The sequence below is a fragment of the Jiella flava genome (genome assembly GCF_017349315.1).
Taxonomy (GTDB): Bacteria; Pseudomonadota; Alphaproteobacteria; order Rhizobiales; family Rhizobiaceae; genus Jiella; species Jiella flava.
The window spans coordinates 153283-178831 of sequence record NZ_JAFMPP010000006.1 but is presented as its reverse complement, the minus strand read 5'-3'; the positions used below and the strand labels follow the sequence as shown (position 1 = coordinate 178831).

At 63.0% G+C, this 25549-nt stretch carries 27 protein-coding genes and 1 tRNA gene; 12 read left to right on the top strand and 16 right to left on the bottom strand.

Annotation, left to right across the window (positions count from 1 at the left end; genetic code table 11):
* Positions 1-22: 22 nt before the first annotated feature.
* Positions 23-256, bottom strand: a complete 234-nt coding sequence (locus J1C48_RS09170; RefSeq protein ID WP_207257535.1) for a BolA/IbaG family iron-sulfur metabolism protein — start codon at positions 254-256, stop codon at positions 23-25.
* Positions 257-339: 83 nt separating this feature from the next.
* Positions 340-2565, bottom strand: coding sequence for a phosphoribosylformylglycinamidine synthase subunit PurL (gene purL / locus J1C48_RS09165; protein WP_207257534.1), 2226 nt, complete (start codon positions 2563-2565; stop codon positions 340-342).
* A gap of 310 nt (positions 2566-2875) precedes the next feature.
* Here purL and J1C48_RS09160 point away from each other — a divergent pair, with 310 nt between their 5' ends.
* Positions 2876-3433, top strand: a complete 558-nt coding sequence (locus J1C48_RS09160; protein ID WP_207257533.1) for a methanogen output domain 1-containing protein — start codon at positions 2876-2878, stop codon at positions 3431-3433.
* 65 nt (positions 3434-3498) lie between these two features.
* Positions 3499-4569, top strand: coding sequence for a sensor histidine kinase (locus tag J1C48_RS09155; protein ID WP_207257532.1), 1071 nt, complete (start codon positions 3499-3501; stop codon positions 4567-4569).
* A 115-nt stretch (positions 4570-4684) separates the two neighbouring features.
* Here J1C48_RS09155 and J1C48_RS09150 read toward each other — a convergent pair whose 3' ends face one another.
* From J1C48_RS09150 to J1C48_RS09120, 7 genes are all read right to left on the bottom strand, one after another.
* The gene (locus J1C48_RS09150) at positions 4685-5203 is read right to left on the bottom strand and encodes a hypothetical protein (protein WP_207257531.1); all 519 of its coding nucleotides are present in this window, start codon (positions 5201-5203) and stop codon (positions 4685-4687) included.
* 25 nt (positions 5204-5228) lie between these two features.
* Positions 5229-5624 carry a hypothetical protein gene (locus J1C48_RS09145; RefSeq protein WP_207257530.1) on the bottom strand — a complete coding sequence of 132 codons (396 nt, stop codon included), beginning with the start codon at positions 5622-5624 and terminating at the stop codon, positions 5229-5231.
* A gap of 10 nt (positions 5625-5634) precedes the next feature.
* Positions 5635-6315: a phosphoribosylformylglycinamidine synthase subunit PurQ gene (gene purQ, locus J1C48_RS09140; protein WP_207257529.1), complete on the bottom strand. Its 681-nt coding sequence runs from the start codon at positions 6313-6315 to the stop codon at positions 5635-5637.
* A gap of 225 nt (positions 6316-6540) precedes the next feature.
* Positions 6541-6756 (bottom strand): hypothetical protein, encoded by a 216-nt coding sequence (locus J1C48_RS09135; RefSeq protein ID WP_207257528.1) that lies wholly within the window; start codon positions 6754-6756, stop codon positions 6541-6543.
* 15 nt (positions 6757-6771) lie between these two features.
* On the bottom strand, positions 6772-7020 hold the full coding sequence (purS, locus tag J1C48_RS09130) for a phosphoribosylformylglycinamidine synthase subunit PurS (RefSeq protein WP_207257527.1): 249 nt from the start codon (positions 7018-7020) through the stop codon (positions 6772-6774).
* A gap of 85 nt (positions 7021-7105) precedes the next feature.
* Positions 7106-7870, bottom strand: coding sequence for a phosphoribosylaminoimidazolesuccinocarboxamide synthase (gene purC, locus J1C48_RS09125; RefSeq protein WP_207257604.1), 765 nt, complete (start codon positions 7868-7870; stop codon positions 7106-7108).
* A 329-nt stretch (positions 7871-8199) separates the two neighbouring features.
* Positions 8200-8273, bottom strand: a tRNA-Cys gene (locus tag J1C48_RS09120).
* A 352-nt stretch (positions 8274-8625) separates the two neighbouring features.
* Between J1C48_RS09120 and J1C48_RS09115 the strand changes: the two genes are divergently transcribed.
* Positions 8626-8904 carry a hypothetical protein gene (locus J1C48_RS09115; RefSeq protein WP_207257526.1) on the top strand — a complete coding sequence of 93 codons (279 nt, stop codon included), beginning with the start codon at positions 8626-8628 and terminating at the stop codon, positions 8902-8904.
* Positions 8905-9171: 267 nt separating this feature from the next.
* A complete protein-coding gene (locus tag J1C48_RS09110) occupies positions 9172-10830 on the top strand; it encodes an outer membrane beta-barrel protein (RefSeq protein WP_207257525.1) in 1659 nt (552 codons plus the stop codon).
* A 297-nt stretch (positions 10831-11127) separates the two neighbouring features.
* Here J1C48_RS09110 and J1C48_RS09105 read toward each other — a convergent pair whose 3' ends face one another.
* The gene (locus tag J1C48_RS09105; RefSeq protein ID WP_207257524.1) at positions 11128-11982 is read right to left on the bottom strand and encodes an LOG family protein; all 855 of its coding nucleotides are present in this window, start codon (positions 11980-11982) and stop codon (positions 11128-11130) included.
* Positions 11983-12098: 116 nt separating this feature from the next.
* Between J1C48_RS09105 and dapD the strand changes: the two genes are divergently transcribed.
* The gene (dapD, locus tag J1C48_RS09100) at positions 12099-12953 is read left to right on the top strand and encodes a 2,3,4,5-tetrahydropyridine-2,6-dicarboxylate N-succinyltransferase (RefSeq protein ID WP_207257523.1); all 855 of its coding nucleotides are present in this window, start codon (positions 12099-12101) and stop codon (positions 12951-12953) included.
* Between the two features lie 44 nt (positions 12954-12997).
* Positions 12998-13801, top strand: coding sequence for a phosphodiester glycosidase family protein (locus tag J1C48_RS09095; RefSeq protein WP_207257522.1), 804 nt, complete (start codon positions 12998-13000; stop codon positions 13799-13801).
* Positions 13802-13919: 118 nt separating this feature from the next.
* Here J1C48_RS09095 and J1C48_RS09090 read toward each other — a convergent pair whose 3' ends face one another.
* Positions 13920-14894, bottom strand: coding sequence for a lytic transglycosylase domain-containing protein (locus J1C48_RS09090; protein ID WP_207257521.1), 975 nt, complete (start codon positions 14892-14894; stop codon positions 13920-13922).
* 165 nt (positions 14895-15059) lie between these two features.
* Between J1C48_RS09090 and dapE the strand changes: the two genes are divergently transcribed.
* Both dapE and J1C48_RS09080 read left to right on the top strand, forming a co-directional pair.
* Complete coding sequence (gene dapE, locus J1C48_RS09085) at positions 15060-16292, top strand: succinyl-diaminopimelate desuccinylase (protein WP_207257520.1); 1233 nt, start codon at positions 15060-15062, stop codon at positions 16290-16292.
* Positions 16293-16296: 4 nt separating this feature from the next.
* Positions 16297-16887 carry a hypothetical protein gene (locus J1C48_RS09080; RefSeq protein ID WP_207257519.1) on the top strand — a complete coding sequence of 197 codons (591 nt, stop codon included), beginning with the start codon at positions 16297-16299 and terminating at the stop codon, positions 16885-16887.
* Positions 16888-16938: 51 nt separating this feature from the next.
* Here the strand turns inward: J1C48_RS09080 and truA are convergent, their stop codons facing one another.
* The 3 genes from truA to def all read right to left on the bottom strand — a co-directional run bounded on the left by truA (position 16939) and on the right by def (position 19263).
* Entirely contained in the window at positions 16939-17718 is a 780-nt protein-coding gene (gene truA / locus J1C48_RS09075) for a tRNA pseudouridine(38-40) synthase TruA (RefSeq protein ID WP_207257518.1), read from the bottom strand.
* A gap of 62 nt (positions 17719-17780) precedes the next feature.
* The gene (gene fmt, locus J1C48_RS09070; protein ID WP_207257517.1) at positions 17781-18740 is read right to left on the bottom strand and encodes a methionyl-tRNA formyltransferase; all 960 of its coding nucleotides are present in this window, start codon (positions 18738-18740) and stop codon (positions 17781-17783) included.
* Positions 18741-18744: 4 nt separating this feature from the next.
* A complete protein-coding gene (gene def, locus J1C48_RS09065; RefSeq protein ID WP_207257516.1) occupies positions 18745-19263 on the bottom strand; it encodes a peptide deformylase in 519 nt (172 codons plus the stop codon).
* Positions 19264-19399: 136 nt separating this feature from the next.
* Here def and J1C48_RS09060 point away from each other — a divergent pair, with 136 nt between their 5' ends.
* Both J1C48_RS09060 and J1C48_RS09055 read left to right on the top strand, forming a co-directional pair.
* Positions 19400-20569, top strand: coding sequence for a DNA recombination protein RmuC (locus J1C48_RS09060; RefSeq protein WP_207257515.1), 1170 nt, complete (start codon positions 19400-19402; stop codon positions 20567-20569).
* A gap of 219 nt (positions 20570-20788) precedes the next feature.
* The gene (locus J1C48_RS09055; protein ID WP_207257514.1) at positions 20789-22369 is read left to right on the top strand and encodes a serine protease; all 1581 of its coding nucleotides are present in this window, start codon (positions 20789-20791) and stop codon (positions 22367-22369) included.
* Positions 22370-22406: 37 nt separating this feature from the next.
* Here the strand turns inward: J1C48_RS09055 and J1C48_RS09050 are convergent, their stop codons facing one another.
* A complete protein-coding gene (locus tag J1C48_RS09050) occupies positions 22407-23027 on the bottom strand; it encodes a fused DSP-PTPase phosphatase/NAD kinase-like protein (protein WP_207257513.1) in 621 nt (206 codons plus the stop codon).
* Positions 23028-23308: 281 nt separating this feature from the next.
* Here J1C48_RS09050 and J1C48_RS09045 point away from each other — a divergent pair, with 281 nt between their 5' ends.
* Positions 23309-23608, top strand: a complete 300-nt coding sequence (locus J1C48_RS09045; RefSeq protein ID WP_207257512.1) for a hypothetical protein — start codon at positions 23309-23311, stop codon at positions 23606-23608.
* Positions 23609-23827: 219 nt separating this feature from the next.
* Here the strand turns inward: J1C48_RS09045 and J1C48_RS09040 are convergent, their stop codons facing one another.
* Entirely contained in the window at positions 23828-24550 is a 723-nt protein-coding gene (locus J1C48_RS09040; RefSeq protein WP_207257511.1) for a pyrimidine 5'-nucleotidase, read from the bottom strand.
* Positions 24551-24645: 95 nt separating this feature from the next.
* On the opposite strand from J1C48_RS09040, the gene J1C48_RS09035 reads away from it, so the two are divergent.
* Positions 24646-25545 (top strand): DMT family transporter, encoded by a 900-nt coding sequence (locus tag J1C48_RS09035; protein ID WP_207257510.1) that lies wholly within the window; start codon positions 24646-24648, stop codon positions 25543-25545.
* Positions 25546-25549 lie beyond the last annotated feature (4 nt).

The window sequence follows — 25549 nt, the reverse complement described above, 5'->3', positions numbered from 1 at the left end:
TTGACGACCTCGTTGCGCGACATCATTTCGGTGCGCTGGTTTGCAGGGCGAGCGCGTGCAGTTCACCGCCCATATTGCCGCGCAGCGCCTTATAGACCATCTGATGCTGCTGCACCCGCGACTTGCCGCGAAAACTCTCGGAGATGATGTCGGCGGCGTAATGGTCGCCGTCTCCCGCAAGATCGCGAATGCTTACGACAGCGTCGGGAATCTCTTCCTTGATCATCCGTTCGATGTCCTGGGCATTCATCGGCATGATTGGTCTCCGGATTCTCTTGCTTCACTTGGCAAGATAGACGGCGTCTCGGCCCGCCGCAATGCGAGCCGGCCGTTTGCGCGTCAGGCTGCGGCCGATGGCTCGACCAGCGTCCCCGACATAAAACTCGGGAACCAGCTTTCATGGGCGCGTGTCATCGCCTCGAGCGCGAGGTCAAGCCGGCCGGCGATCGTAAGCCGGTCGCCGCCGGCCGTGCCGAGACGGCGCAGCGGCACGTTGCTTTCACGTGCGGCGGCGACGAAACGCTCGGCCTCATCGGCCTTCAGCGCGACGACGTAGCGGGCCTGGTCTTCGCCGAACAGAACCGCGTGATCCGGGCCGTCGCCAGCCTCGGCATTGGCGCCGCATCGCGACGCCATGCAGATCTCGGCGAGCGCGACCGCAAGGCCGCCATCGGACAGGTCGTGACAGGTGGCGACGACGCCGGCATGGATGAACGCACGGACAAAATCGCCGTGGCGCTTTTCCTCGGCAAGATCCACTGGAGGCGGCGCGCCTTCCTCGCGGCCCTCGATGGTCGACAGATAGGCCGAGGCGCCGAGATGGCTGCCGTCTCGGCCGACGAGGAACAGGACATCGCCCTCGCTCAACGTATCGACTCGGGCCGTGCGCGCGCGATCCTCGATCAGTCCGACACCGCCGATCGTCGGGGTCGGCAGGATCGCCTGACCCTGGGTCTCGTTATAGAGCGAGACATTGCCGGAGACGATCGGGAACGCCAGTGCCGTGCAGGCGGCGCCGATGCCCTCGATCGCCTTGACGAACTGGCCCATCAGCTCCGGCTTTTCCGGATTGCCGAAGTTGAGATTGTCGGTCGCCGCCAGCGGCTCGGCGCCGACCGCCGTCAGGTTGCGCCAACATTCGGCGACGGCCTGTGCGCCACCCTGATAGGGATCGGCCTCGCAATAGCGGGGCGTGACGTCGGAGGAGAAAGCGAGCGCCTTGGTCGCGTGGCCGTCAACCCGCACCACGCCTGCGTCACCGCCCGGTCGCTGCAGCGAATTGCCTTGGATCAGCGTGTCATATTGCTCGAACACCCAGCGGCGGGAGGAGAGGTCGGGCGAGCCGAGCAGCGATAAGAGCGCGGCGCCGCAGTCCTTGGGGTGCGGGATGCTCTCGGCGGTAAGATCAGGCCGGGCCTTCGGATCGACCCAGGGCCGGTCGTATTCCGGCGCCTCGTCGCCCAGCTCCTTGATCGGCAGGTTCGCCACTTCCTTGCCCTCGAACAGGATGCGGAAGCGCAGGTCGTCGGTGGTGCGACCGACGACGGCAAAGTCGAGCCCCCATTTGACGAAGATCGCCTCGGCTTCCTCACGCTTCTCCGGCCGCAGCACCATGAGCATGCGCTCCTGGCTCTCCGACAGCATCATCTCGTAAGGGGTCATCTTCGCCTCGCGCACCGGGACGGTGTCGAGATCGAGTTCGATGCCGAGATCACCCTTGGCGCCCATTTCGACCGCCGAGCAGGTGAGGCCCGCCGCACCCATGTCCTGGATCGCGATCACCGCACCCGTCTGCATGAGTTCCAGGCAGGCCTCCAGCAGGCATTTTTCGGTGAAGGGATCGCCGACCTGCACGGTCGGGCGCTTCTCCTCGATCGATTCGTCGAATTCGGCCGATGCCATGGTGGCGCCGCCAACGCCGTCGCGGCCGGTCTTGGCGCCGAGATAGACCACCGGCAGACCGACGCCCTCGGCCTTCGAATAGAAAATCGCATCGGTGCGGGCGAGGCCGGCGGCAAAGGCGTTGACCAGACAGTTGCCGTTGTAGCGGGCGTGGAAATTGACTTCGCCGCCCACCGTCGGCACGCCGAAGGAATTGCCGTACCCGCCAACCCCCGCGACAATGCCGGCGACGAGATGCTTCGTCTTTGGGTGATCCGGCGCGCCGAAGCGGAGAGCATTCATCGCGGCAATCGGTCGGGCGCCCATGGTGAAGACGTCACGCAAGATTCCGCCGACGCCTGTCGCCGCGCCCTGATAGGGCTCGATATAGGAGGGATGGTTGTGGCTCTCCATCTTGAAGACCACGCACAATCCGTCGCCGATGTCGACCACGCCGGCATTTTCGCCCGGGCCCTGGATCACCAGTTCACCCTTGGTCGGCAACGTGCGGAGCCAGCGCTTTGAGGACTTGTAGGAGCAGTGCTCGTTCCACATGGCCGAAAAGATGCCGAGCTCGGTCAGGGTCGGTGTGCGGCCGATCAGCGCCAGCACCCGCTCGTACTCGTTGGGCTTGAGGCCATGGGCGGCAACGAGTTCGGGCGTGATGTCGATATGGGCGGTCATGGCGGGTTCCAGGAGCAAGTCTGCGTTGGCGCGGTGTTACCATCAGCGAGCCCGGGGCAAAAGAGATTGCACGCCATAACCCACCCTTCCGTTCTGTTCCGCGCTGCTTGTCTGACCAAGGGCGCAAGGCTGCGACTCAATTGACTTTTTTTCCCGTTAAAAGGGCATAAATCTCGCAAGGGTTGTATTTCGGCGCGCCGAGATTTGAGCATCCTCGGATGGCTGACGAATTCAGCAACGCACGAATGAAGGCGATTTTTAGTCTCGTTAATCCGTCAGACTCACACTCAAGCCAAGAGGGGGTCTTCAGATGCATCGCAATGGCAAGGCGGACCGACGAACGATTAAACAGCTACCGCTCGATTTTGGTCGCGACCAGTTTTTCTGCCGAATGCTGCGTGAACTCAGCAATACAATTGAAGAGGTTGTCGGCACCGACGATGCAGCCGGTTATGTTGCGACGGTCGGGGGCGCGATCGGAGAGTGGATTAATCAACTCTATCACGCAAAATTAGGGCCGGAGGATTTCGACCTCGACACTTTGGCGCGCATCTTCGTCGATCTGAAGCGCCGGATCGATGGCGGGTTCTACATCAAGCAGGTCGCGGCCGATCGAATCGTTCTTGGCAATACCCGCTGTCCGTTCGGGAGGGACGTGATGAATCGCCCGATGTTTTGCATGATGACGTCGAATGTGTTTGGCCGGATCTGCGCGGATAACCATGGTTATGCGCGGGTCCGGTTGTCTCACACGATCGCCCAGGGCGATCGGGAATGCGAAGTCATTGTGAGTCTCAAGCCGCACGACGACCGGCTTGCGGATGAAAGGGAATATTATCGGTCGCCTCGTTTCGATGATCTGATTTAGAGGCCGTCATGAAGCGGAGTTCGTCGATCTCGGCTTTAGATCGATCCGTCCTGGATCGCCTTGAGATGGAACTCATGCTTCTCGACGACAGCGGAAAAATTGTTTTCGCCAATGCAAAAGCACGGGAACTGAACGAGATCGCCAATGGGGCGGCCAACGGATCGATCGAGAGTCCCCTGCGGTTCGGCGCGTTCTGGCTGGATGCACCCGACAAGGTCGTTCAGATAATGCGTCATCTCGCCGGAAGGTCGCAGTGGCAACCCTTTTCGCTGATCCGCGCCCGGGGTGATCAGAAAGGATTGCGCGCACTGTTCCGCGGCTGCCGCATTCACATGTCAGACGCTGAATGCGACGCGAGTTTGGTGATGATCACGTCGGAGCCGACGCAGAAGGTTCAGTTCGCTGAGCATCGTCGGCTCATTGCCAGCTTGAATCAGGCGTTGGCACAAGGGCAGCGGGCGGAAAAGACACTGACCGAGCTGCTTGCCAAGCAGCACCGCTTGCACCGTGAACTTGTTCATCGGGTTAAGAATAATCTCAATTTGCTTCTGCGGCTGCTCGACGCCGGAAAGCGGCAGACGCGCAATCTCGACTGCGCCGATCTGATCCGCGACATGCAGCGGCGGATCATCTCGGTGGCGGCGGTTCATGATCTTCTCGACAACACCGACCAGACCGATTTTGTCCAGGCGGACGAACTCATTGCGCGAATCTGCACCGGACTGCGGCAGGCACTCGCCAAGGACTCGATCGTCATTGACTGGGAATTGACTCCGGTGCGGCTGCATATCGAAGACGCCACTCCGCTTGCACTGATCGTCAACGAATTGGTGACGAACGCCCTCAAACACGCGTTTCCGCCTGGCAGAGGCGATGGCCGCGTGACGATCAGTCTCAAGCGCAACGGCGTCGACAAGCTTGAGGCGACGATTCACGATGATGGCGTCGGTCTGATCGAGGGGCCGCGGCAAAGCAAGGGGACGGGAACGCGCATCATCGCGGCACTTGCCGAGCAGCTGAATGGCGAGTTGACGCGATCAATCGAGGGGGGAACCAAGTGGCTGCTGATTTTTCCTCCGCGGTTTTTCGATTGTCCGGATCCCGTCCTCTTACCCGCAAGCGACACACGACACTGACAGGCCGCCTATCCCGGTCGAGATTTGGATTTGCCGCCTGCCTGTCTTCCGCTGCGTCGGTTTCGTGAGCCGACCTGGCCTGATGCTGCGTGCGCCTGCTTTCGCTGCGTCGGGGTCAGCTTGCGATGACCCAGGCGAGCGGGGCGCCGCGGCACGGCTCCGTGTCCGCCGGTCGCCGCATGACCAAAGTGTCGTCGTCGACCTGGGAAATCGCGCCGCCGCGAAGGCGATGGGGCATCAGGATCAGGATATAGTCGTAGCCTGAGCCCTTGCGGTCGGGCGCGCGCAAACACAAGCCATAGCCCGTGACCAGGCCGGCAGGGAGAAAGGTTTTTGCTCGCTCGGCCTTGCGGCGGCGGAACAGGCTTGCTGCCGTGGCCCTGGCATAGTCGATCTCGGCCGGGGAGGGCGATCGGCCGGACACGCCGATGCCGGCGGTTCGGAACGCAGCGTCGTCTCCCGCCATGTCCGATGACATGTCGATGCCCGACGACACGAGTTGCTCGCGCGTGCCGGTCGCTGCCACAGGTCGTGCTTCGGCGGCTTGTGGCCGGGCGGCGAGATCGAGAGCGTTCGCCGTACCGCTGGCGCTGCTGCATCCCGCGACAGCCTGCGCGGCGAGCACGACGCCCAAAATTTGACCGCCAAGCCGCATGGCGTCAGGACGCACAACCATTGTCGCCCGCCGACCAGCGCTTGATGTCGGCGCCGATGCGATGGCCGATGGTATCGCTCATCAACGGGCCATACGTCTCGATCTCGGACGAGCCGCTGCGTCCTTCGATGACGACCAGCGGGCGCTCCTCGGGTTTTCCCTTCGGCACCAGCAGGAAGCGCGGCCGGCCCGAAAAGGAGGAGAGTTCCGGGGCGAGGGTGTAGCGGGCAAAGGCCGGGTCCTTGGACTTGAACCAGCAGCGATGGGCGTTGAGCGTCAGCCGTTCCATCCGGTCAAGGCCGGTATCGGCGGCTTGGGTCGCGGCCGGCCGGGTCGCGCAGGCCGAAAGCGCGGTGAGAGCGACGATTGTCGGGATCGCAAAGGCGATGCGGATGTCCATCACCGGTACCTTACGCCGCAAGGCTCGCTGAGATGCCAAGCACGCTCTCGAAGATCCCGCGTCCGTCGGTGCCGCCATGTTCGGGTTCGATGAGATTTTCCGGATGGGGCATCATGCCGAGGACGGTCCCGGCGGCATTGACGATGCCGGCGATGTCATCGATCGCGCCGTTCGGATTGGTCCCCTCGGCGTAGCGGAAGACGATCCGCTCACCGTCCTGCAGCGTTTTCAGTGTCGCATCGTCGGCGAAATAATTGCCTTCGTGGTGAGCGACGGGGCAACGGATCACCTGCCCCTGCGCATAGGCCGAGGAAAAGCGCGTCGTGGCATTGGCGACTTTCAGCTTGACCTCACGGCAGACAAAGCGCAGCGCGGCGTTACGCATCAGGGCGCCCGGAAGAAGCCCGGCCTCGCACAGAATCTGAAACCCGTTGCAGACGCCAAGCACCGGAACGCCTTTGGCGGCAGCCTCGGCGACCGCGCGCATCACCGGCGACCGCGCGGCGATCGCGCCGCAGCGCAGATAGTCGCCGAAGGAGAAGCCGCCCGGCACGACGACGAGATCGACCTTGGGGATCACGGTCTCGGTCTGCCAGACCGTCTCCGGCACCTGGCCGGTAATCGTGGTCAGCGCGGCGATCATGTCGCGGTCGCGGTTGAGGCCTGGAAGAAGGACGACGGCGGTCTTCATACGGAGAATCCTGGACTTGCGGCCACTGGATGGAAGGATGGCCCGATGCGACGACGGCTTGATAAGCCGAATTATCGGCAAGAAAAAGAGGGGGCGGAGCAGCGCACTCGGCGCGCCGGATCCCAGTCGCGTTGTTGGACGACGCGATGCTGCGACCGGCCGCCCGAAGTCTGACAGCGACGTCTCTCATTCTGGAGCGTACGGACTGCTCGGTTCGGCCAATTCTCACCAATCCAAGCGGCGCTCGACGCGATCGAACCGCTCATCCACACGATCCAGTTTCATGTCGATGGTGTGAATATCATTTTGAGTCGACAGCATATGTCCGGGCAGGGCGATTCGCTCCTGCTTCACCTGCGACAGACCATGATCCAGCTTGTCGAAGCGTTCGTGAAAACGTTTTATCAGTTCGGAGATCAACTCATTCGTCGCGTCCGCCATCAGAGCGCTCCGGGATTACCGGTTGTCGATCTCCACAGCATAGTTCTCGATCACCGTGTTGGCGAGGAGCTGCTCGCACATCGCGTCGAGCGTGGCTTTGGCACCGGCCGCGTCCTCGCCCTCGATTTCGACGTCGAAGACTTTGCCCTGGCGGACCGAGCCGACGCCGTCGATGCCGAGATTGCCCAGGGCGGATTCGATCGCCTTGCCTTGCGGATCGAGAACGCCGGTCTTCAGCGTGACGATGATGCGGGCCTTGATCATGTGTCCCCTCGCACGGGTGTGCGTCTGTCTCTCGAATAGACCAGTCTCAGCGCCGATGCCGGCTGTTTCGCGGGTCTGCGCCGCGTCACTTGACCAGCACCGGCCCGGAAGGGCGCGGCGGCTCGTTCTCGTTCATGATCCCGAGGCGTCGCGCCACCTCCTGATAGGCCTCGACGAGGCCGCCCATGTCGCGGCGGAAGCGGTCCTTGTCCAGCTTGTCGTTGGTCTGGACGTCCCACAGCCGGCAGGAATCGGGCGAGATTTCGTCGGCGACGACGATACGCATCATGTCGCCTTCGAACAGCCGGCCGGTCTCGATCTTGAAGTCGACAAGCTGGATGCCGACGCCGAGGAAGAGGCCGGAGAGGAAGTCGTTGACCCGGATGGCGAGCGCCATGATGTCGTCGATTTCCTGCGGGCTCGCCCAGCCAAAGGCGGTGATGTGCTCCTCGGAAACGAGCGGATCGTCGAGCGCGTCGGCCTTGTAATAGAACTCGATGATCGAGCGCGGCAGCACCGTGCCTTCGTCGATCCCGAGGCGCTTGGCGAGCGATCCGGCGGCGACGTTACGCACCACGACCTCGAGCGGGATGATCTCGACTTCCTTGATCAGCTGCTCGCGCATGTTGAGCCGGCGGATGAAGTGCGTCGGGATCCCCATCTTGTTCAGATGCGAAAAGATGTATTCCGAGATGCGGTTGTTGAGGACGCCCTTGCCGTCGACGATCTCGTGCTTCTTTTTGTTGAAGGCAGTGGCATCGTCTTTGAAGAACTGCACGAGAGTGCCAGGTTCGGGGCCTTCGTACAGGATCTTGCCCTTGCCTTCGTAGATGCGGCGGCGACGTGTCATCATCAAAACTCTATCATTGTGAAGCCACGCGACGTTCGGCGGGAATCGCGTGGGAACGCGCGCGTCTGGAGCGGGTCAATAGACCAAAAGGCCCGTCATCACAATCGGCACGGCGACGGTGATCACAAAGGTTATCACCGGTCTGGCGAGCCGCGACTCTCGACGCTGTCCCGCCGGCTGATTGGCGGCCTCCGCGCTCGGGTCACAGCACCGTCTCGTCAGTGCCTTGCGCCGAGACGCCGGCACACGCGGAAGCGATAAAGCGGAACCAAAGCGACCGCTGGCATCTGCGTGACCGCGGTTTTCGCTGCAGATGACGGGAAGCGTCTTGGAGGCCTCGGCCGGAATCGAACCGGCGTGCAAGGATTTGCAGTCCTCTGCGTAACCACTCCGCCACGAGGCCTCAACGGCGCTCTACCTACTGAGATGGCTGGGGGTTTGCAAGGGGCGAGCCCGGCCATTTTGAAAAACCGTCCCGTGGCCTTGTCTGCGAAATCCATTCGCCGCTTCGTCGGTATGGCGCGACGGACACGCCCTTCAGCGGCGGTTCATGTGAGCGTGGCACAATCGGACTGATCCCCTGGGCGAAGGAGCCGACCCGGCGATGCGTTTTGCGCCATGGACGTTTGCCGCCATCGGCGCGACAATCGTTTCGCGGGATTGATGACCGGTGGTCTTTCGAAGCCCTCAAACGACGAAGAGACGGGTGGTTCATCTGTTGGATATGCCGAACACGACGCAAAGGAGACTGTGCCATGCGACTGGCGATCCTGATATCCATCTGCGTTGGCCTTGCCGCGTGCGCCGATGCCGCGCCCTCGGATGAGGCCATGCCCCTAAAGCGTTTGCCGATTGCCAAGCACCTCAGCCGGCACGAAGGCACGAATGTGCAACGAATGCGGTCTGAGCATGGGCGGGATCAGTCGCAGAAGTCCCGCCTGCGCCTTCGGATCGACGCGGGCAATGCCAAGCCGCAACGGCCCGGACTGGATCGATGCGGCATTTCGGCTGTGTTGGTCTGTCCGGAAAATTAAGCGTGGGGATAAAAGCCCATCTTTGCAATTGCATGCACGGCGTTAGGTCGGGAAATACGGAGAGATGTCGATAACGCTTTGATATTAAATATACATTTCGAATTGTGTCATTTTGGTGTCAGTAAATTCGAATAGCACCATTTGTTTGCCTTATTTCTTGACCCGCAGGTAAGTTCCGGCATACTCGATGAGTATTGGCCGATGACGCGGCAAAGCGCTCACAAGATGGCGCCACGTGCTTCGGTGAGATGCGGCTGGAGATTTGTCATGAAGACCTGCGTCATTGGCGGCATTGCCGCGCTGTTGGGGCTTGGATGGGCCGGTGTGGCCAATGCCGCGGACATTTTAGAAACGCCACCAGTCGTCTGGAGCTGGACCGGCGGTTACGCCGGCGTCAATCTCGGGCTCGGCGTCGGCTCGACGGACGTTTCGGATCCCTTCGGATCGTCGATCTATGGCGACGACATCCGCACACCCGGCTTTTTGGTCGGTGGCCAGCTCGGCTATAACTGGCAGATGCCGAATACCCGGTGGGTCTTCGGTCTCGAGGGCGATGCCGATTGGCTGGACGCCGAGGGCACCAACACCTGCTTTGCCTTCTCGGGATCCTATGTTTCGTCCAACTGCCGGGCGCGCCCCGACTTCGTCGGGACGTTGACCGGGCGGGTTGGCTATGCCGCCGGTCCGGCCGGTCATACGCTGCTCTATGTCAAGGGCGGCGCGGCCGTCATGCACAACCGCATCGACGCGACGACGAACAATCTTTACGGCGCTTTCGCGCCGTCTTCGACCAGCGAGAGCAACACGAGCTGGGGATGGACGGCCGGTGTCGGCATCGAGCAGGCGATCACGCCGGCCTGGTCGGTCAAGGCGGAATACGACTATCTCGGCTTCGGCCACACCGACATCGATAGCCCGACGAGTTTGTTCGTCTCGCCGACGGGGTCAGTGGTCGGTTTCGTCCCCGGGCGCACGGCGAGCGTCGATCAGAGCATGAATCTGTTCAAGATCGGGCTGAACTACCGCTTCGGTGCCGATGCTGGCGCCCAGTTCGCCGACGCCGCGCCGGCGCCCGCCATGGCGCCATCCGATTGGAGCTTCGAGGGCGGCATTCGCTACTGGTACAGCTCCGGACGGTTCCGCAAGGATCTGGCGGCGACGTCCAGTTCGTCGACCAGCCTGATCTCACGGCTGACCTATGACAAGCTGACGGCCCATTCCGGCGAACTCTACGGCCGCGTCGACTCGCCCTGGGACGTGTTCTTGAAGGGCAATGTCGGTCTCGGCAAGATCGTCGGTGGTCATATGAACGACGAGGATTGGGGCCTGTTTACGGCGGCGCCATTCACCTCTTATTCGAACACCGATTCCAGTCTCACCAACACCCATCTGAATTACGCCACCGTCGATCTCGGCTACGACTTCCTGCATGGCGGCGATTACAAGGTCGGTGCCTTCGTCGGCTACAACCGCGTCCACGAAAAATATGAAGCGGACGACTGCGCGCAGATCGCCTCGCCAAGTTCCGGCATCTGTTCGCCGTCGATCTCCGGCACCCGCGTGATCACGGAAACCGATACCTGGAATTCGTTGCGCCTCGGTGTTTCGACCGATGTCTGGCTGTCGGATCGCATCCGGCTGACCGGCGACGCGGCCTATCTTCCCTATGTGCACTTCAAGGGCGTCGACAATCACTGGCTGCGCAATCTCGTGATCGACGAGTCGGGCCATGGCCGTGGCGCGCAGCTGGAAGCGATGATGTCCTATTACGTGACGCCAAACTGGAGCATTGGCGTCGGTGGGCGCTACTGGACGATGCGGACGACGAGCGGGTCGGACAAGTTCAATGGAACACCGACCAATCGTGACGACACCTTCCGATACCAGCGCTACGGTCTGCTGCTGCAGACGGCCTACAAGTTCTAAGGTCTACAAGCCGATTTCGAAAGCGGCGGGCTGCAGAGATGCACCCGCCGCTTTCGTTCAAAGATCGACACCGGGCAACCCTGCGGACCACCATCAGACAGCGCGGCCGGCAGGCCTGCAGCATCGGCCCCGAAAATCGGAATCGATTTTCGGCAAAGCACGACGCGTAGAATCAACGAGTGAGAGCGCTCATTCTGCGTCCGATCGGACGCAGGGCGCTCGAATATCGCAGAGGCAATCATTCAAACGACATAGCGGCGGCATGCGGATCTCGGCGATCTTGAACGGGGGCGGCTCTCAGAACCCGTAAAAGTCACGGATACTTTGCCAGCCTTCGTCGGCGGTTTCGACGAAGGTGATGAGTTTGAGATCGTCCGGCGCGATCGTGCCTTCCTCGGCCAGAGCTTCGAAGTCGATCACTTTGTTCCAGAATGCCTTGCCGAAGAGCAACACCGGAATCTTCTGCATCCGCCGTGTCTGGATGAGCGTCAGCGCCTCGAACAATTCGTCCATGGTGCCGAAGCCGCCAGGGAAGATCGCCATTGCCTTTGCCCGCAAGAGAAAATGCATTTTGCGCACGGCGAAATAGTGGAAGTTGAAGCAGAGACCCGGCGTCGCATAGTGGTTCGGCTCCTGCTCGTGGGGCAGGGTGACGTTAAGGGCGATCGACGGCGCACCAACATCGGCGGCGCCGCGGTTGCCGGCCTCCATCACGCCTGGCCCACCGCCGGTGACGATGACGAATTCCTTGCTGCCAGATGACGCCGCCGAATGGTTCGAGGCGATCTGGGCGAAGCGGCGTGCTTCGTCATAAAACGCCGAATGGGCTTCGAGATTGGCCTTCTGCGTCTCGTTGCGCGCTGCCCAGGCGGCTTGCCCGGGCGCCGGAATTCGGGCGCCGCCAAACAGGACGACAGTGGACAAAATTCCCGCCTCAAGGAAGGCGATCTCGGGCTTCATCAATTCGAGCTGCAGGCGCACGCCGCGGGTCTCTTCGCGGGTGAGAAAGTCCGGGTCGTCAAAGGCCAGCCGATAGGTGGGCGAGCGGCTTTGCGATGTGCCGCGTGATTTTGCCGCCGCCTCGCGCCGATCTTGATCGGAGCTTGGAAAGGGATCCCAGCCATCGCGATTGCGCGGAATTTCGTCTGACATGATGAGGGGTTGTCCTGCTGGCTTCGATTGACCTTCCGGAGGGGGGGAACTAGGGTCCGGCCCGATTTGGGCAGGGGTGACCCGGCCTGTTTTTCATAACATATGGAGCCACGCCGATGACCGCGCCGGACCGCGCCGCCCTGGAAGCCACGATCGAACGCGCCTTCGACGAGCGCGATGGCATTTCGCCCACGACGACAGGCGCGGTTCGCAAGGCCGTCGATACGGCGCTGGATCTCATGGATCGCGGTGAAGCGCGGGTTGCGACCCGCGGGCCCGACGGGGCCTGGGTTGTGCATCAGTGGCTGAAAAAGGCGGTGCTTTTGTCCTTCCGCCTCAACGATATGACGGTGATCGAGGGCGGCCCGGGCGGGGCGACCTGGTGGGACAAGGTGCCGTCGAAATTCGAGGGCTGGGGCGAGAACCGGTTCCGCGAAGCCGGCCTGCGGGCCGTGCCGAATACGGTCGTGCGCCGCTCGGCCCATATCGGCAAGGGCGTCGTCCTGATGCCGTCCTTTGTCAATCTCGGCGCTTATGTCGACGACGGCACCATGGTCGACACCTGGGCGACGGTCGGCTCCTGCGCGCAAATCGGCAAGAACGTGCATCTGTCGGGCGGTGTCGGCATCGGTGGCGTGCTGGAGCCGATGCAGGCCGGGCCGACGATCATCGAGGACAATTGCTTCATCGGTGCGCGCTCGGAAGTCGTCGAGGGCTGCATCGTGCGCGAGGGCTCGGTGCTCGGCATGGGCGTTTTCATCGGCAAGTCGACCAAGATCGTCGATCGCACCACCGGTGAGATCAGCTATGGCGAAGTGCCGCCCTATTCTGTGGTCGTCGCCGGCACGATGCCCGGCAAGGCGCTGCCGAATGGCGAGCCCGGCCCGAACCTCTACTGCGCGGTGATCGTCAAGCGAGTCGATGAAAAGACGCGCTCGAAGACTTCGATCAACGAGCTCCTGCGCAGCTGAGGGGGCGGCGCGAGCGCAGACGGCTTTCACCAACGGATCGGCGGATGATCGGCCTGTTTCGAAACCGGCGCCTGGCAAGCCGGCTTGCCAGTGCTTGGCCGGCGACCCTTGTGGCGGTCGGCAGCCTGTTGTCCTGGCTGCAAACTGTCCCGGCGCTGCCGGCCGGCCATGACGGACTCTGCCGAACCGAGAGCGTCGGCGGGATCGACTACATCGTCTGCGACGTGCCGCTTGATCGCCACCAGCTGTCGCTTCGAGCGCTGGATGCGGCCGGCAGGCCATATGAGACCTTCGAGGCCGCCAAGGCCTCGATGGGCGGCCGCCGGGTCGATCTCATCATGAATGCGGGCATGTATCACGAAAGCCGCCAGCCGGTTGGCCTTGCGGTGCAGGACGGCAAAACCCTCCATGGCGCGGTGCTCGGGACCGGATCCGGCAATTACTCGCTGCGGCCAAACGGTGTGTTCTTCGTTGAAAACGGCCGGGCGCATGTGATGGAAAGCACCCGCTATCTCGCTGGCAAGCACCATCCCGAGCTGGCGACCCAATCCGGGCCGATGCTGCTGATCGACGGCAAGCTGCATCCGCGCTTCATCGAAACTTCCGACAGCCGCAACATCCGCAACGGCGTCTGCGCCCGCGAGGACGGGCGGCTGGTTACCCTCGTCCTCTCCCGGGCGCCGGTGAATTTCTACGATTTCGCAAGTGTCTTCAAAGACCGGCTCGGCTGCCGCGACGCGCTGTTTTTCGACGGCACCATCTCCAGCCTCTATTATCCGGCGGGCGGCATCGACTATCGCCGCGATCGGTTGGGGCCAATGCTGGTGGTCACCGACCGTCGACGCTGAGCGGTCTCCGGCATCGGCGCGAAAATCGAAATCGATTTTCGGCAAAGCACGAGGTGCCGATTCAAAGAGGTGGATCGCCCTGCATCTGTTTGGACGCAGGGCGATTGAAGGCCTTCGATCAATCTTGCGACGGACGCAGGTCCGGCACCGGCACGGATTCGGTGGCGTCGTTCTCGTCGAGACGCGCGGCGAGATTGGCCTCGTCCTCGCTGGCGATCCAAACGCGCCCGCCGCGCTTTGTCGCACGCTCGTCGGTCGCATGACCCACTGTCATGCGAATGGTCGCCGGAACGGCGCTGACTGGCGCCGAGCGGTCTTTCACCTTGCTCTGATCCGGCGCGAAGGCGACGGCCTCGACACGTTTGCCGCCCATCTCGGCAACGGTCTTATCGGCGGTCTTCATCGTGGCCGGTACGGCTTTGCCGAGTGCGCTGCGCTTGAAATCGAGCAAGGCCATCTGCGCCTTGAGCTTCGAGCAGTAGCTGCGCGCGGCTCTGGTCATGCGGGTCGCCCGGTGGCCGCCCTGATATTTCATCGCCGTACGGCACACGTCGTGGCCGCCTTGTTCCCAGGCACCCTTCAGATAGCGCATGCCGTAGGTGAGGTTGGTCTCGGCATCGAGAAGGCCGCTCGCCGGGCCGGAAAAGCCGAGGCTGCGCGCCGTCGCCGGCTTGATCTGCGACAGGCCGTAGACGCCGCGGCCCCGAGCGCGGGGATTGTAGCGGCTCTCGACCCGCACCACGGCGAAGGCGAGGGCGGGCGGAATGCCGTTCTCTTTGGCGTGCCTGGCGATCATCTTATCGATCGCGGCGCTGCCGGAAATCGTCCCGCGTTCGGCCGCCTCTGCCGCTTCGCGTTTGGCGATGCGCAGGTCGCTGTCATGGACGTCTTTGGTCGAGACCTCGATGCTGCCGGTTGTGCCGCTGTCCTTGCCGGAGCCGTCGCTTGTATCATCCGTCCCGGCGAAGGCGACGCCGAGCGGCGAGCCGCCGGGACCATCGGCGATGCAGCCGGTCAGCGCGACGAGGCCCGCCATGGCGACGACGGACGCCGCGAGGCGCGGCAGCCGCGATTGCGCCGATTGCATATCCATCGCCGTGTCCCCGAGCTCTGCAAATTCCCCAAAGGCATCCTCTTGATGGGGAAATCGGCACAATCGTGACGGCGAGGCGTCGCGCGCCATCAATTCTTACCAGGATGTCATCAAGGCCGCGTTGTTGTGGCGAAGCGGCATCATCTGCGGTATCTGCTCGAAACCATGAGTGACCCGATCCTTTCCGCCGGCGGCGCTGCCGCGACTCTCGATCCGACCGATCCGGTGGCGCTGCTGGCGGCGCTGATCCGGTGTCCGTCCGTCACGCCCGACGAGGGCGGCGCGCTGGCGTTGCTCGAAGCGGTGCTGCAGTCTCTGGGCTTCGCCGTCGACCGGCCGGTCTTTTCGCAAGACGGCACGCCGCCGGTCGAAAACCTCTTCGCCCGCATTGGCGAGGGGGGCCCGCATCTGGTCTTTGCCGGGCATACCGATGTGGTGCCGCCGGGCCCTGCCTCGGACTGGCGGGCGGATCCATTTTCGGCGGCGATCGTCGAGGGCGAAATGATTGGCCGCGGCGCGGTCGACATGAAAGGCGGGATCGCCGCCTTTGCCGCCGCCTATGCGCGTTTTGCCAAAGCCAACGGGGCTCCCCGCGGCCAAGTGTCGTTCCTGATCACCGGCGACGAGGAAGGTCCAGCCGTGAACGGCACGGTGAAGCTGCTCGAATGGGCGGCCGCGCGAGGCGAGCGTTTCGACGCCTGTATCGTCGGCGAACCGACCAATCCCGATCGTCTTGGCGAGATGATCAAGATCGGCCGGCGCGGTTCGCTTTCCTGCGAGGTCAACGTTCTCGGCCGGCAAGGGCATGTCGCCTATCCGCATCTTGCCGACAATCCGCTGCGCGCGGCGACGGCGATCGCCGATGCGCTGCTGGCAACGCCGCTCGATTCCGGCACCACGGCGTTTCAGCCGTCCCATCTCGAAATCACCGCCATCGAAACCGGCAATCCATCCGTTAACGTCATTCCCGCCCGGTGTTCGATCTTCTTCAATGTCCGCTTCAACGATTCATGGAGTGTCGAGGGGCTGAAGCAGGAACTGTGCGATCGCATCGCCAAAGGGGCCGGCGCAGAAAGGTTGCGGCCCGGACGGCCGGCAGCCGGCTACGAATTGATTTGGCGCGAGCGGCCGTCGGAATGTTTCGTGACGCAGCCCGGCGCCTTGACCGATTCTTTACGTGCAGCAGTTGAGGCTGTGGTCGGGCGCAGGCCGGATCTTTCCACGTCGGGAGGAACCTCCGACGCGCGCTTCATCAAGGATTATTGCCCGGTCATCGAATTCGGGCTTGTCGGCCAGACAATGCACATGTCCAATGAGCGGGTTGCGTTGGCCGATCTCGAAGGACTGACGGAAATCTATGAAGCCTTCATCGCCCGCTGGTTCGCCGCCCACACCTGATTTCATGCCGAGTTTTGAAGACGTTCTGCGGTTTTTCTCGGGTGCCTTGCAGCTGATGCTGGGGCAGCCGGAGGGGCTGCGGCGACTGGATCTATCGGCCGACGGCTTCTGGCAGTCCTTTGCGGCGATGGTTGTCGCCCTGCCGCCGGTGGCGCTTTCCTGGGTCGCCAGCGAAAGCGGCGACAAGCCGGACGCGGTCGCCAATATGAGCGGGATCGCGATTTACGGCGCGCACGCCTTTGCCGATGGCGTGTCATGGCTGTTGCCGGTGGTGATTTTGATGCTGGTCGCCAAGCCGATCGGCTTTTCGCGCAAGATCGTGCCGCTGGTTGTAGCCACCAACTGGGGCGGGGCACTGCTGGCCTGGACCATGACGCCCTATTGGCTGATCGCGATCGTGCTCGGCCCCGGCGATGGCATGGCGATGCTCGGCCTCATCGTCACCATCGCCGCGGTGACCCTCACCATGCGCCTGATCTATTTTGCGCTCGGTCGGGATTTTCCGACCGCCGTCGCTGTCACCATGTTGATGGTCGTCGCCTCGCTGATCACCTATGGCGCGGTGATGGACGTCACCGGCGTGCCGCTGGTCTGAGGCTGGCGCATAGAGGAAAGCCGTCAGCAACGACGCGGCTCCCCGCGCCGATTATCCCGGATAGGGTGGCAGTGTCCGCTTTGGGGCGTCGCCATAATCCACCTGTGTCAGATAGAGACCATCCGGCGGCGCGACGGGGCCGCAACGGGTGCGGTCGCGCGCGTCGAGAGCCGAGACCACGTCAGCCCGCGTCCAGCGATGCTCGCCGACGAGCTTCAGCGTGCCGGCAAAGGAGCGGATCTGATTGTGCAGGAAAGACTGCGCCATTGCGACGATATGCACTTCGTCGCCGGACCCTTTGCTGACCGTCAGCTGCTCCAGCGTGCGGATCGGGTTTTTCGCCTGGCAATGGGTCGAGCGGAAGGTGTTGAAGTCATGGGTGCCGACCAGCGCCTGGGCGGCGTCGTTCATGGCGGCGATGTCGAGATCGCGCCAGACCCACCAGACCTTGCCGCGCGCGACGGCCGGCGGCGCCCGGCGATTGAAGATCCGGTAGAGATACCAGCGCTTGCGTGCGGAAAATCGCGCGTCGAAGCCGTCCGACACACGCTCGGCGGAGAGGATCGAGACGAGTTCGTCGCGAAGATGCGCATTAAGCGCGTCGCGTACCGTGTCCTCCGGCCAGTCCCGTTGGAGATCGACATGGGCGACCTGGCCGGTGGCGTGCACGCCGGCATCGGTGCGCCCGGCGCCGAACAGCGTCACGGTTTCGCTGGAAAAGCCCTGAATGCCGGTCTCGATGACTTCCTGCACCGACAGGCCGTTTGCCTGCCGCTGCCAGCCGCAATAAGGCGTGCCGTCATATTCGACGGTGAGCTTGTAGCGGGCCATCAGCGGGCACCCGCCGACGGCATGGGGAGGGCGGCAGCAAGGATCACGGACGGCGTCATCGCTCAGCTCTCGCTGCAGATCGTGCCGGGCGGCACTGGCGTGCCGCGCAGAAGTGTCGTCGTCGCCATCGGCTTGCCGCCGGCGCGCTGGAGGCTGAGCAGCCGCACGGCGCCGTTGCCACAGGCGATCGTTAGATCGTCGCCGATGACGGTGCCGGCAGCGCCGGTGCCGGGCACCGCTTCGGCCCGCAGCAGCTTGACCCGCTCCATCTTGCCGCCGAAAGGCATCATCGTCCAAGCGCCGGGCATCGGCGAAAAGGCGTTGATCTTGCGGGCAATCGCATCGGCATCGGCGTGCCAGTCGATGGGCGTCTCGGTCTTCTCGATCTTTCTCGCATAGAGCGGCTCGCGGCCGGTACGCGCGCCGAGCATGGTCTGGTCCTCGAAGGTGAAGGTGCCGGCTTCGAGCTCCTCGAGCGCTACCACCATCAGCTCGGCCGACAGCGCGCTCAAGCGCTCCTGCAGCTCGCCGGCAGTCTCGCGCGGGTCGATTGTGATTTCGCCGGTCAGGCCGACCGGGCCGGTATCGAGCCCTGCCTCCATCTTCATCACCATCATCCCGGTCATCGCGTCGCCTGCCTCGATCGCTCGCTGGATGGGCGCGGCGCCGCGCCAGCGCGGCAGCAGCGAGCCATGGCCGTTGAGGCAGCCGAACCGCGGTGCGTCGAGAACCGTCTGGCGCAGCAACAGACCATAGGCGACGACGACCGCAACGTCGGCCCCAAGCGCGGCGAACGCCTCAACCTCGGCGGGCGCCTTGAAGCTGACCGGCGAGCGGACCTCAAGCCCGAGCGCTTTTGCGGCCGTTTGAACCGGTGATGGCGTCAGTTGCAGGCCGCGCCGGCCAGCCTTGCGCGGCGGCTGGGTATAGACGGCCGGCACTCGGTGCCCGGCTTCAACGATGGCCTCGAGCGTTGGCACCGAAAAGGCCGGCGTTCCCATGAAGACGACGGACAGCGCCATGACCTCAGCCCGGCTGCCGGCGCGCCGCCTGCTTGGTGAACTTCTTGATCACCATGTCGCGCTTCAGTTTCGAGATGTAATCGATGAAAAGAACGCCGTTCAGATGGTCGATCTCGTGCTGCAGACAGGTGGCGTAGAGGCCATCGACCGCCTCTTCGTGCATCGTGCCGTCAAGGCCGAGATAGCGGACGGTCACGCTCGCCGGCCGCTCGACCTCGGCGTAATAATCCGGAATCGACAGGCAGCCTTCCTCATAGGTGCTGCGCTCGTCGGAATGGGCGACGATCTCCGGGTTGAGGAACACCTGCGGCTTGCGCTCCTCGTCCTCCTTGGTCACGTCGAGAACCAGCATGCGCAAAGGCTCGCCGACCTGGATGGCGGCCAGGCCGATGCCCGGCGCGTCATACATCGTTTCCAGCATGTCGTCGGCGAACCGGCGGACGGCATCGTCGACCGTCTCGATCGGTTTGGAGACCTCGCGCAGAAGCGGATCGGGAAGGATGATGAGGGGTTTGATCGTCATGGCGGCTGAGGTAGTCGCTGTCACACGAGGGGTCAATCCGCTTCCTGCGCCGGTTTGCGCTGATGAGGACGAGGTTTCGGTGGATTTGTTCTCGATTTGATCCGATCGTTAAGCTTTACCTGCTAGGATCGTGCTCATGAGTCACGATCTCACCACCGTTTTGAACCGAACCCTCGCCGTCATCGGCGGTGTCGGCATCAGCGGCCTGGCGCTCGTCCTGGCCGGGCTGCTCCTGGTTTTTGCCGCCCTCTGGTGGGCGGCACGAGCGCGGGCGCGGCAGGCCGAGGAGGCGTTGGCTGGCGCCGAGGCGGAGGCGGGGCGCCTCGACACGGTCTTGCGCACCCAGGCGGAAATTTCAGGCCGCATGCAGACGATGGCGGAGATCCTCGGATCGCGACAGGCCGATTTGACCCGCGCGTTGTCGGATCGTCTCGACGGCCTGTCCAGCCGGGTCGGACAATCGATCCTGGCGACGACGAAGGAGACCAAGGCGTCGCTCTCGGTGCTCGCCGAACGCCTCGCTGTCATCGATCGGGCGCAAAGCGAGATTCGCAATCTGACCGGCGAAGTGGTGCGGCTGAAGGACATTCTTTCCAACAAGCAGACCCGCGGCGCGTTCGGTGAAGGCCGCATGCAGGCGATCGTCGCCGACGCGCTTCCGGCTTCGGTCTATGCCTTCCAGGCGACGCTCTCCAACGGTCGGCGCCCTGACTGTCTGATCCGGATGCCGAATGGTGCACCCGGGCTAGTGATCGACGCGAAATTCCCGCTGGAGGCCTATTCGGCGTTGGAGGCGTCGACGAGCGACGACGCAAAGGCCGCTGCTGCGGTTCGGATGCGGCGCGACATGGATGTGCATGTAAAAGCGATTGCCGAGAAGTATCTCATCCCGGGCGAAACCCAGGATACCGCCTTCCTCTTCGTGCCCTCCGAGACCATCTTCGCAGTGCTGCACGAAGACTTCGACGATATCGTTCAAAAGGCCTATCGGACCGGGGTGGTGATCGTCTCTCCGTCGCTTCTCAACCTGTCGATCCAAGTCGTGCAGGCGGTGTTGAAGGATGCGCGATTGAGAGCGTCCGCTGGGCGGATCCAGGCGGAGGTGCGCCTGTTCGCCGAGGATCTGAGCCGGCTCGACGAACGGGTTTCAGCGCTGAAAGGCCACTTTACCCAAGCCTCGCGCGACATCGATCAGATCGCCGTCTCCAGCGCCAAGCTGCAGCGCCGCGGGGACCGAATCACCGGGATTGAAATCGGCGACAACGCCCTTGCCGATGACGCGGAAGTGAAGACGGCACACGGTTAAACAGAAGAGGTAGCAAGGCTGATCTTTGGTGGAAGGTGGCGTGCCGTCGTTGTCGACGGCCCTTGCCGGGCTTCCGCCAATGGTACATCAATAGGGCTATTGATGACGTTGCGTAAGTTGCAAATGAATTCAGAAACCTTAAAAAAAAATTACACTGGACGGATCGAATGGGTTCCGGCTGCATTATTAGCGTAATGGTTGAAGACGGCAGGGGACGATATGCACGGCAGATTGGGGGGCTTGATGGCGGCAGTGGTGCTGGCGGTTTCGCCGGTCGCTTATGCACGCGATTTTCAAGCTGTCCCAAGCGCGCCGATCACATCGATCATTGATCTTTCTGTTGCTTACAATACGGAAACCGATCTCTCCTTCCGCCGCGGTCTACAGATCCGCTTGGCTTGGACGGGTGATTATGCCGGCCCGTTTTCCGGAATGATTGCCGCGCCGACGCTGCGGGCGATCCGTGACTTTCAGGCTCGCAACGGCATGCACGCCGATGGCGTGATTACCGAGCCGATGCTGCAGAAACTCGTCGCTATGTCGGATGACGCTCAGAGCGGCCTGCAGGTGACCATGGTCGACGATCGCGCCACCGGCGAGCGGCTGGCGGTGCCGCTGGGGTCGGTCCGCGACATGGGCCCGACCGAGGTCGGCAATCTCTGGCGCTCCGACGATAACGGCGTTGAAATCGAGTCCGTTCGTATCGCCGATACCGGCCAGACCTTCGACGGGCTCTATGCGGTGTTGAGCGACGCGACGAACAAGCGTTCGGTGCTCGGCGCGCAGAAGGCGCAGGATTGGTTCACGGTGTCCGGCATGGAGGCTGGCCGCCACTATTTCATGCGGTTCTCGGCGCAGGGCGCCGATCTTCGCGGCTTCTCCGTCTCATACACCGATGCCTATGAGGATAAGCTCGCGCCGTTTGTCACCGTTGCGTCGAACCTGTTTGAACCGTTCGTCAACGAGCCTTCCGCGCCGCTGGTCGCCGATGCACGGCCAAACCCGTTCTCGTCGATGCTGGCGCGCCGCCGCAACGCGGCCGATGGTGAGGCGCGCTACGCGATGGCGGATAAGGGCCGAGGCGGTCGCGCATCGAACCTGTTCGAATTGCCGTCGGACAGCCGTGGTCAGACGCCCGTCTATGACAACATGCAAGCGATTGCTCCCCAGCCTGGCACCCCGGCCTTTGACATGGCAGGCTCCGGCTTCGTCATCGCCAAGGGGTGGCTGTTGACCAACGCCCATGTGGTGCGCGGCTGCAAGAAGGTCGAAGTCGGCAACAAGATGATGGCGTCGGACGTCACGATCGATGAGGCGCACGATCTGGCGCTGATCCACGTCGCGGCCGAACTCGGCAAGCCGCTGACTATCTCGGTGGGCAAGCCGCGTCTCGGCGAGGACGTCCTTGCCCTCGGCTTCCCGCTTCGCTCGATCTTGGCCGACTCGCTGAACGTCACCCGGGGCAACGTGTCATCGCTGCTCGGGCTGATGAACGATCCACGCTATCTGCAGATCTCGGCGCCGGTGCAGCCGGGCAATTCCGGCGGGCCGTTGGTTGATCTCGCCGGCCGGGTGGTCGGCGTCGTGACGGCCAAGCTCGACGCCGTCGCCGTCGCCGATGCGACGGGGGATATCCCGCAGTCGATCAACTTCGCGATTCGGCCGGACACGGTCTCGACCTTCCTCCGCGACCACCACATCGCCTTCGAAGCCGCCGACCCGAAGGCTGCGCTTGAAAGCGTGCCGGACGCCACCGCCAAGGTGAAGGACGCAGTCTATCCGGTGGTCTGCGTCGACTGATCAGGTGCAAGTCGCGCCGTCAGTTGACCGATGTCAGTCAATTTGCAGCGATCTTGCGCCGTGACGACGCTCCCGGAACCTGGACTGGTTCGCGTCCGTGTTTTTGATGGTCCGCGACATAATCGGCAAACGCTTCGTCCATCGCCACCGTCCGGCTGCCGAGCCATGGAAAATGGCCGTAAAGAATTGAAAGCTGGCGATCGGAGGTCGCCGCAGATTTCCCGGAAACGACGTATTCGAACAGCGCCGAGACGAGCCCGGATCGATCCGCACCGGAGTTGCAGTGGACAAGAATCGGCTCGGGCGCATTGCGCAGGACGAAGGCGATTTCGTTCATCCGGCGCATTGTCGGGATATCCTTGGCCGACAGATGGAAGCTCAGGAAGTCGACGCCGTTCTTGGCGGCGACGTCGCGCTCCCGATTCCACCATTCCTGGCCCTCGTCACCCCGCAGATTGACGATCGTGCGAATGCCTTTTTCGCGGATCAAGGTCTGCAGGCTGTCTGGCGACAGCGTGCCCGAGCGGTAGAGACGACCGGCCTCGACGGTGTGAATGTTTCCGCTGAGGTGGATGTAGAGGGCGTTGGCGAGAACCAGGCCGGTCAGGACGGCAACGATGCCGAGCGCCATGGCAGCGAGATTTCTGACCAATTTCATCGCATGATCCCCGACACAATCGGACAGGAACATAAGCGACAATCATCTCAGCCACCTGACGGCGACATTGCAGTTTTGTAAATGTTTTATGGCGGGGCGGGCACAAGCGGTCTGTCCGAAGCGTCGGTGAGATGGGCTCTGTTCGTCTCTCGCATGGTGATCCACGCCGCGTCGTCGATGCGCTCCCGGAACTCTTCGACTGAGCACTCGTTGGTTCCGTAACACAGCAGATGCACCGGCCGTTCTTCAGCCGGGGGCCAAGCCACTGAGAGAGCGTCGCGATGCCAGATTTCGATCCCGATCCGGAGATGATGCGCAAGCAGCAGAACCTCGATATGCCCGAGCCCGTGGCGCAGGCCGAAGAGCCGCGCGAAATTGCCACCGACAGCGATGCCCGCAGCTGCGAGGATCGCCGCGGCGCCCTTGCCGGCGGTATCGACGGTGAAGGGCAGATGCAGGCGATCCTGCGTCAAAACCGCGCCGGCATTTCGGATGACACCACCATCTCCAGTGCCCCGGCCGTTGCCGGTCACAAACAGATGGGGCTGGTGCGAGCGGGCCGGTCGCTTCTCGGCGGCTGAGCTGAGGCGTAGAACGGACTGCGCTCAACCGCATCGCCGTTGCGCTGCCAGTCTTCGTTGAGCCGCATGATGGGATCCGAAACGCCATGCAACGTCTCGGCATCATGCTTCAGCCGACCTGCAAGCCTGATGCAGACCGAGTGTTACCACATCGGATGTCTGAGAATATTGGCTGCGATGGTCGATCTTAAGGGTTGGCGGTCGGAGCTCTCGCGGTGGTCAGCGGATGGCGCGCAAAAAGGTCGTCAGATCATCGGTGACATAGTCGATATGCGCGCCGTCACGATCTTCGTGTTCCCACACATCGCCGAAAGTCTGCTCAAAATTGCGCGGTACCACCAGAACAGTCCGCATTCCACGCTGTTTCGGCACCGTCAGATTGCGTGACAGATCCTCGAACATCGCCGCATGGGCGGCGTCGACGCGGTGCAGCCCGAAGAACTTGTCATAGGTCTCCGCGGCCGGCTTCGGCACGAGATCGGCGGCGACGAGATCGAAAATATCCTCGAAGTGATCGAGAATGCCGAGCTGCCGCGCCGCGCGCTCGGCGTGATTGCGGTCGCCATTGGTGAAGATGAACTTCCGGCCCGGCAGCGCGGCGATCGTCTCGCCGAGAGCCGGATCCGGATCGATCCAGGAATAGTCGATGTCGTGCACATATTCGAGAAAGGCGTCCGGGTCGACTTGGTGCTCGGTCATAAGACCGCGCAGCGTCGTCCCGTGGCGCTGATAAAATTCCTTCTGCACGATCCGCGCTTTGTCGTTCGGCAATGACAGGAACTCGGCGACGAAGGCCGTCATCCGCTGGTCGATCTGATCGAACAGGTTGCAGTGGCGTGGGTAGAGCGTGTTGTCGAGGTCGAAGACCCAGTCCCGCACATGCGCAAAATCGGCGGCATTCACATCCGACGTCTTCTGAAGATGATGAGCACTTGTCGACATCGGGGGCGGCGCCTGTCCTTGGAAACGTCTGTTGTTGGCGAAGTGTCTGTCCATATTAGAGTGCGGGGCTTGCCAAAAACAGGACGATTCGCCTCATGCCGCTCTGGATCCCGATCACGATCGCCGCAGCGTTCTTCCAGAATCTGCGATCGGGTCTCCAGAAACGGCTCAAGCGGCAAATGCGAACGACCGGGGCGACCTTCGTGCGGTTCGGCTTCGGGCTTCCGTTCGCGCTGGTTTATCTGGTCGTTGTCGTTCAGCTGTCGACGGGGCCGGTCCCGCTGCCGAACGGCTGGGTCGTTCTGGCCGCTGCGTCGGGCGGTCTCGCCCAGATCGGGGCGACATTCCTGCTCGTCTATCTCTTCGGCCTGCGCAATTTCATGGTCGGCACCGCCTATTCGAAGACCGAGCCGGTCCAAGCCGCGTTGTTCGGATTCCTGATCCTCGGGGACACGGTTTCGCCGCTGGGCCTTCTTGCGGTGGCGGCGGGGGTCGTCGGCGTCATCTTGATTTCGGTCGGCAATGCCGGTTCGCGCGACATCGTCCGGGGCCTTGCCTCGCGCGCGGCGCTGATCGGCGTCGGCTCGGGCGCGCTGTTCGGCATCTCGGCCGTCTGCTTTCGTGCCGCCGCCCTGGCGCTTGGCTCCGGTGAGGCCGCGCTGCGGGCGGCGGTGGTGCTGGTGCTGACACTGGCGATCCAATCCATCGTGATGCTCCTCTGGATGGCGATCCGCGACCGGTCCGAATTGCGGCGAGTGGCGAATGGCTGGAGGCCGGGTCTGTTGGTCGGGCTTTCGGGAGCGAGCGCTTCCGCTGGCTGGTTCACCGCGATGACGCTGCAGAACGTCGCCTATGTGCGTGCGCTCGGCCAGATCGAGCTGATCTTCACCCTGGCCTCGTCGCTGCTGTGGTTTCGCGAGCGGATCACCCGCCTGGAACTGGCGGGTGCCGGGATCATCGTGCTTGCGATCTTCGCGCTGATCGGCGGCACCTGATGGG

Excerpts from the sequence above, each read along its gene's own strand:
- purS (WP_207257527.1), bottom strand. The coding sequence starts at position 7,020 with ATGATCAAGGCCCGCATCATCGTCACGCTGAAGACCGGCGTTCTCGAT.
- J1C48_RS09080 (WP_207257519.1), top strand. The coding sequence starts at position 16,297 with ATGCCGAGTTTTGAAGACGTTCTGCGGTTTTTCTCGGGTGCCTTGCAG.
- truA (WP_207257518.1), bottom strand. The coding sequence starts at position 17,718 with ATGGCCCGCTACAAGCTCACCGTCGAATATGACGGCACGCCTTATTGC.
- J1C48_RS09110 (WP_207257525.1), top strand. The coding sequence starts at position 9,172 with ATGAAGACCTGCGTCATTGGCGGCATTGCCGCGCTGTTGGGGCTTGGA.
- J1C48_RS09160 (WP_207257533.1), top strand. The coding sequence starts at position 2,876 with ATGCATCGCAATGGCAAGGCGGACCGACGAACGATTAAACAGCTACCG.
- J1C48_RS09045 (WP_207257512.1), top strand. The coding sequence starts at position 23,309 with ATGCCAGATTTCGATCCCGATCCGGAGATGATGCGCAAGCAGCAGAAC.
- J1C48_RS09155 (WP_207257532.1), top strand. The coding sequence starts at position 3,499 with ATGGAACTCATGCTTCTCGACGACAGCGGAAAAATTGTTTTCGCCAAT.
- purQ (WP_207257529.1), bottom strand. The coding sequence starts at position 6,315 with ATGAAGACCGCCGTCGTCCTTCTTCCAGGCCTCAACCGCGACCGCGAC.
- J1C48_RS09040 (WP_207257511.1), bottom strand. The coding sequence starts at position 24,550 with ATGTCGACAAGTGCTCATCATCTTCAGAAGACGTCGGATGTGAATGCC.
- J1C48_RS09035 (WP_207257510.1), top strand. The coding sequence starts at position 24,646 with ATGCCGCTCTGGATCCCGATCACGATCGCCGCAGCGTTCTTCCAGAAT.
- J1C48_RS09115 (WP_207257526.1), top strand. The coding sequence starts at position 8,626 with ATGCGACTGGCGATCCTGATATCCATCTGCGTTGGCCTTGCCGCGTGC.
- J1C48_RS09060 (WP_207257515.1), top strand. The coding sequence starts at position 19,400 with ATGAGTCACGATCTCACCACCGTTTTGAACCGAACCCTCGCCGTCATC.
- J1C48_RS09055 (WP_207257514.1), top strand. The coding sequence starts at position 20,789 with ATGCACGGCAGATTGGGGGGCTTGATGGCGGCAGTGGTGCTGGCGGTT.
- def (WP_207257516.1), bottom strand. The coding sequence starts at position 19,263 with ATGACGATCAAACCCCTCATCATCCTTCCCGATCCGCTTCTGCGCGAG.
- J1C48_RS09170 (WP_207257535.1), bottom strand. The coding sequence starts at position 256 with ATGCCGATGAATGCCCAGGACATCGAACGGATGATCAAGGAAGAGATT.
- J1C48_RS09090 (WP_207257521.1), bottom strand. The coding sequence starts at position 14,894 with ATGGATATGCAATCGGCGCAATCGCGGCTGCCGCGCCTCGCGGCGTCC.
- dapE (WP_207257520.1), top strand. The coding sequence starts at position 15,060 with ATGAGTGACCCGATCCTTTCCGCCGGCGGCGCTGCCGCGACTCTCGAT.
- J1C48_RS09135 (WP_207257528.1), bottom strand. The coding sequence starts at position 6,756 with ATGGCGGACGCGACGAATGAGTTGATCTCCGAACTGATAAAACGTTTT.
- J1C48_RS09095 (WP_207257522.1), top strand. The coding sequence starts at position 12,998 with ATGATCGGCCTGTTTCGAAACCGGCGCCTGGCAAGCCGGCTTGCCAGT.
- purC (WP_207257604.1), bottom strand. The coding sequence starts at position 7,870 with ATGACACGTCGCCGCCGCATCTACGAAGGCAAGGGCAAGATCCTGTAC.
- fmt (WP_207257517.1), bottom strand. The coding sequence starts at position 18,740 with ATGGCGCTGTCCGTCGTCTTCATGGGAACGCCGGCCTTTTCGGTGCCA.
- J1C48_RS09050 (WP_207257513.1), bottom strand. The coding sequence starts at position 23,027 with ATGAAATTGGTCAGAAATCTCGCTGCCATGGCGCTCGGCATCGTTGCC.
- dapD (WP_207257523.1), top strand. The coding sequence starts at position 12,099 with ATGACCGCGCCGGACCGCGCCGCCCTGGAAGCCACGATCGAACGCGCC.
- purL (WP_207257534.1), bottom strand. The coding sequence starts at position 2,565 with ATGACCGCCCATATCGACATCACGCCCGAACTCGTTGCCGCCCATGGC.
- J1C48_RS09105 (WP_207257524.1), bottom strand. The coding sequence starts at position 11,982 with ATGTCAGACGAAATTCCGCGCAATCGCGATGGCTGGGATCCCTTTCCA.
- J1C48_RS09145 (WP_207257530.1), bottom strand. The coding sequence starts at position 5,624 with ATGGACATCCGCATCGCCTTTGCGATCCCGACAATCGTCGCTCTCACC.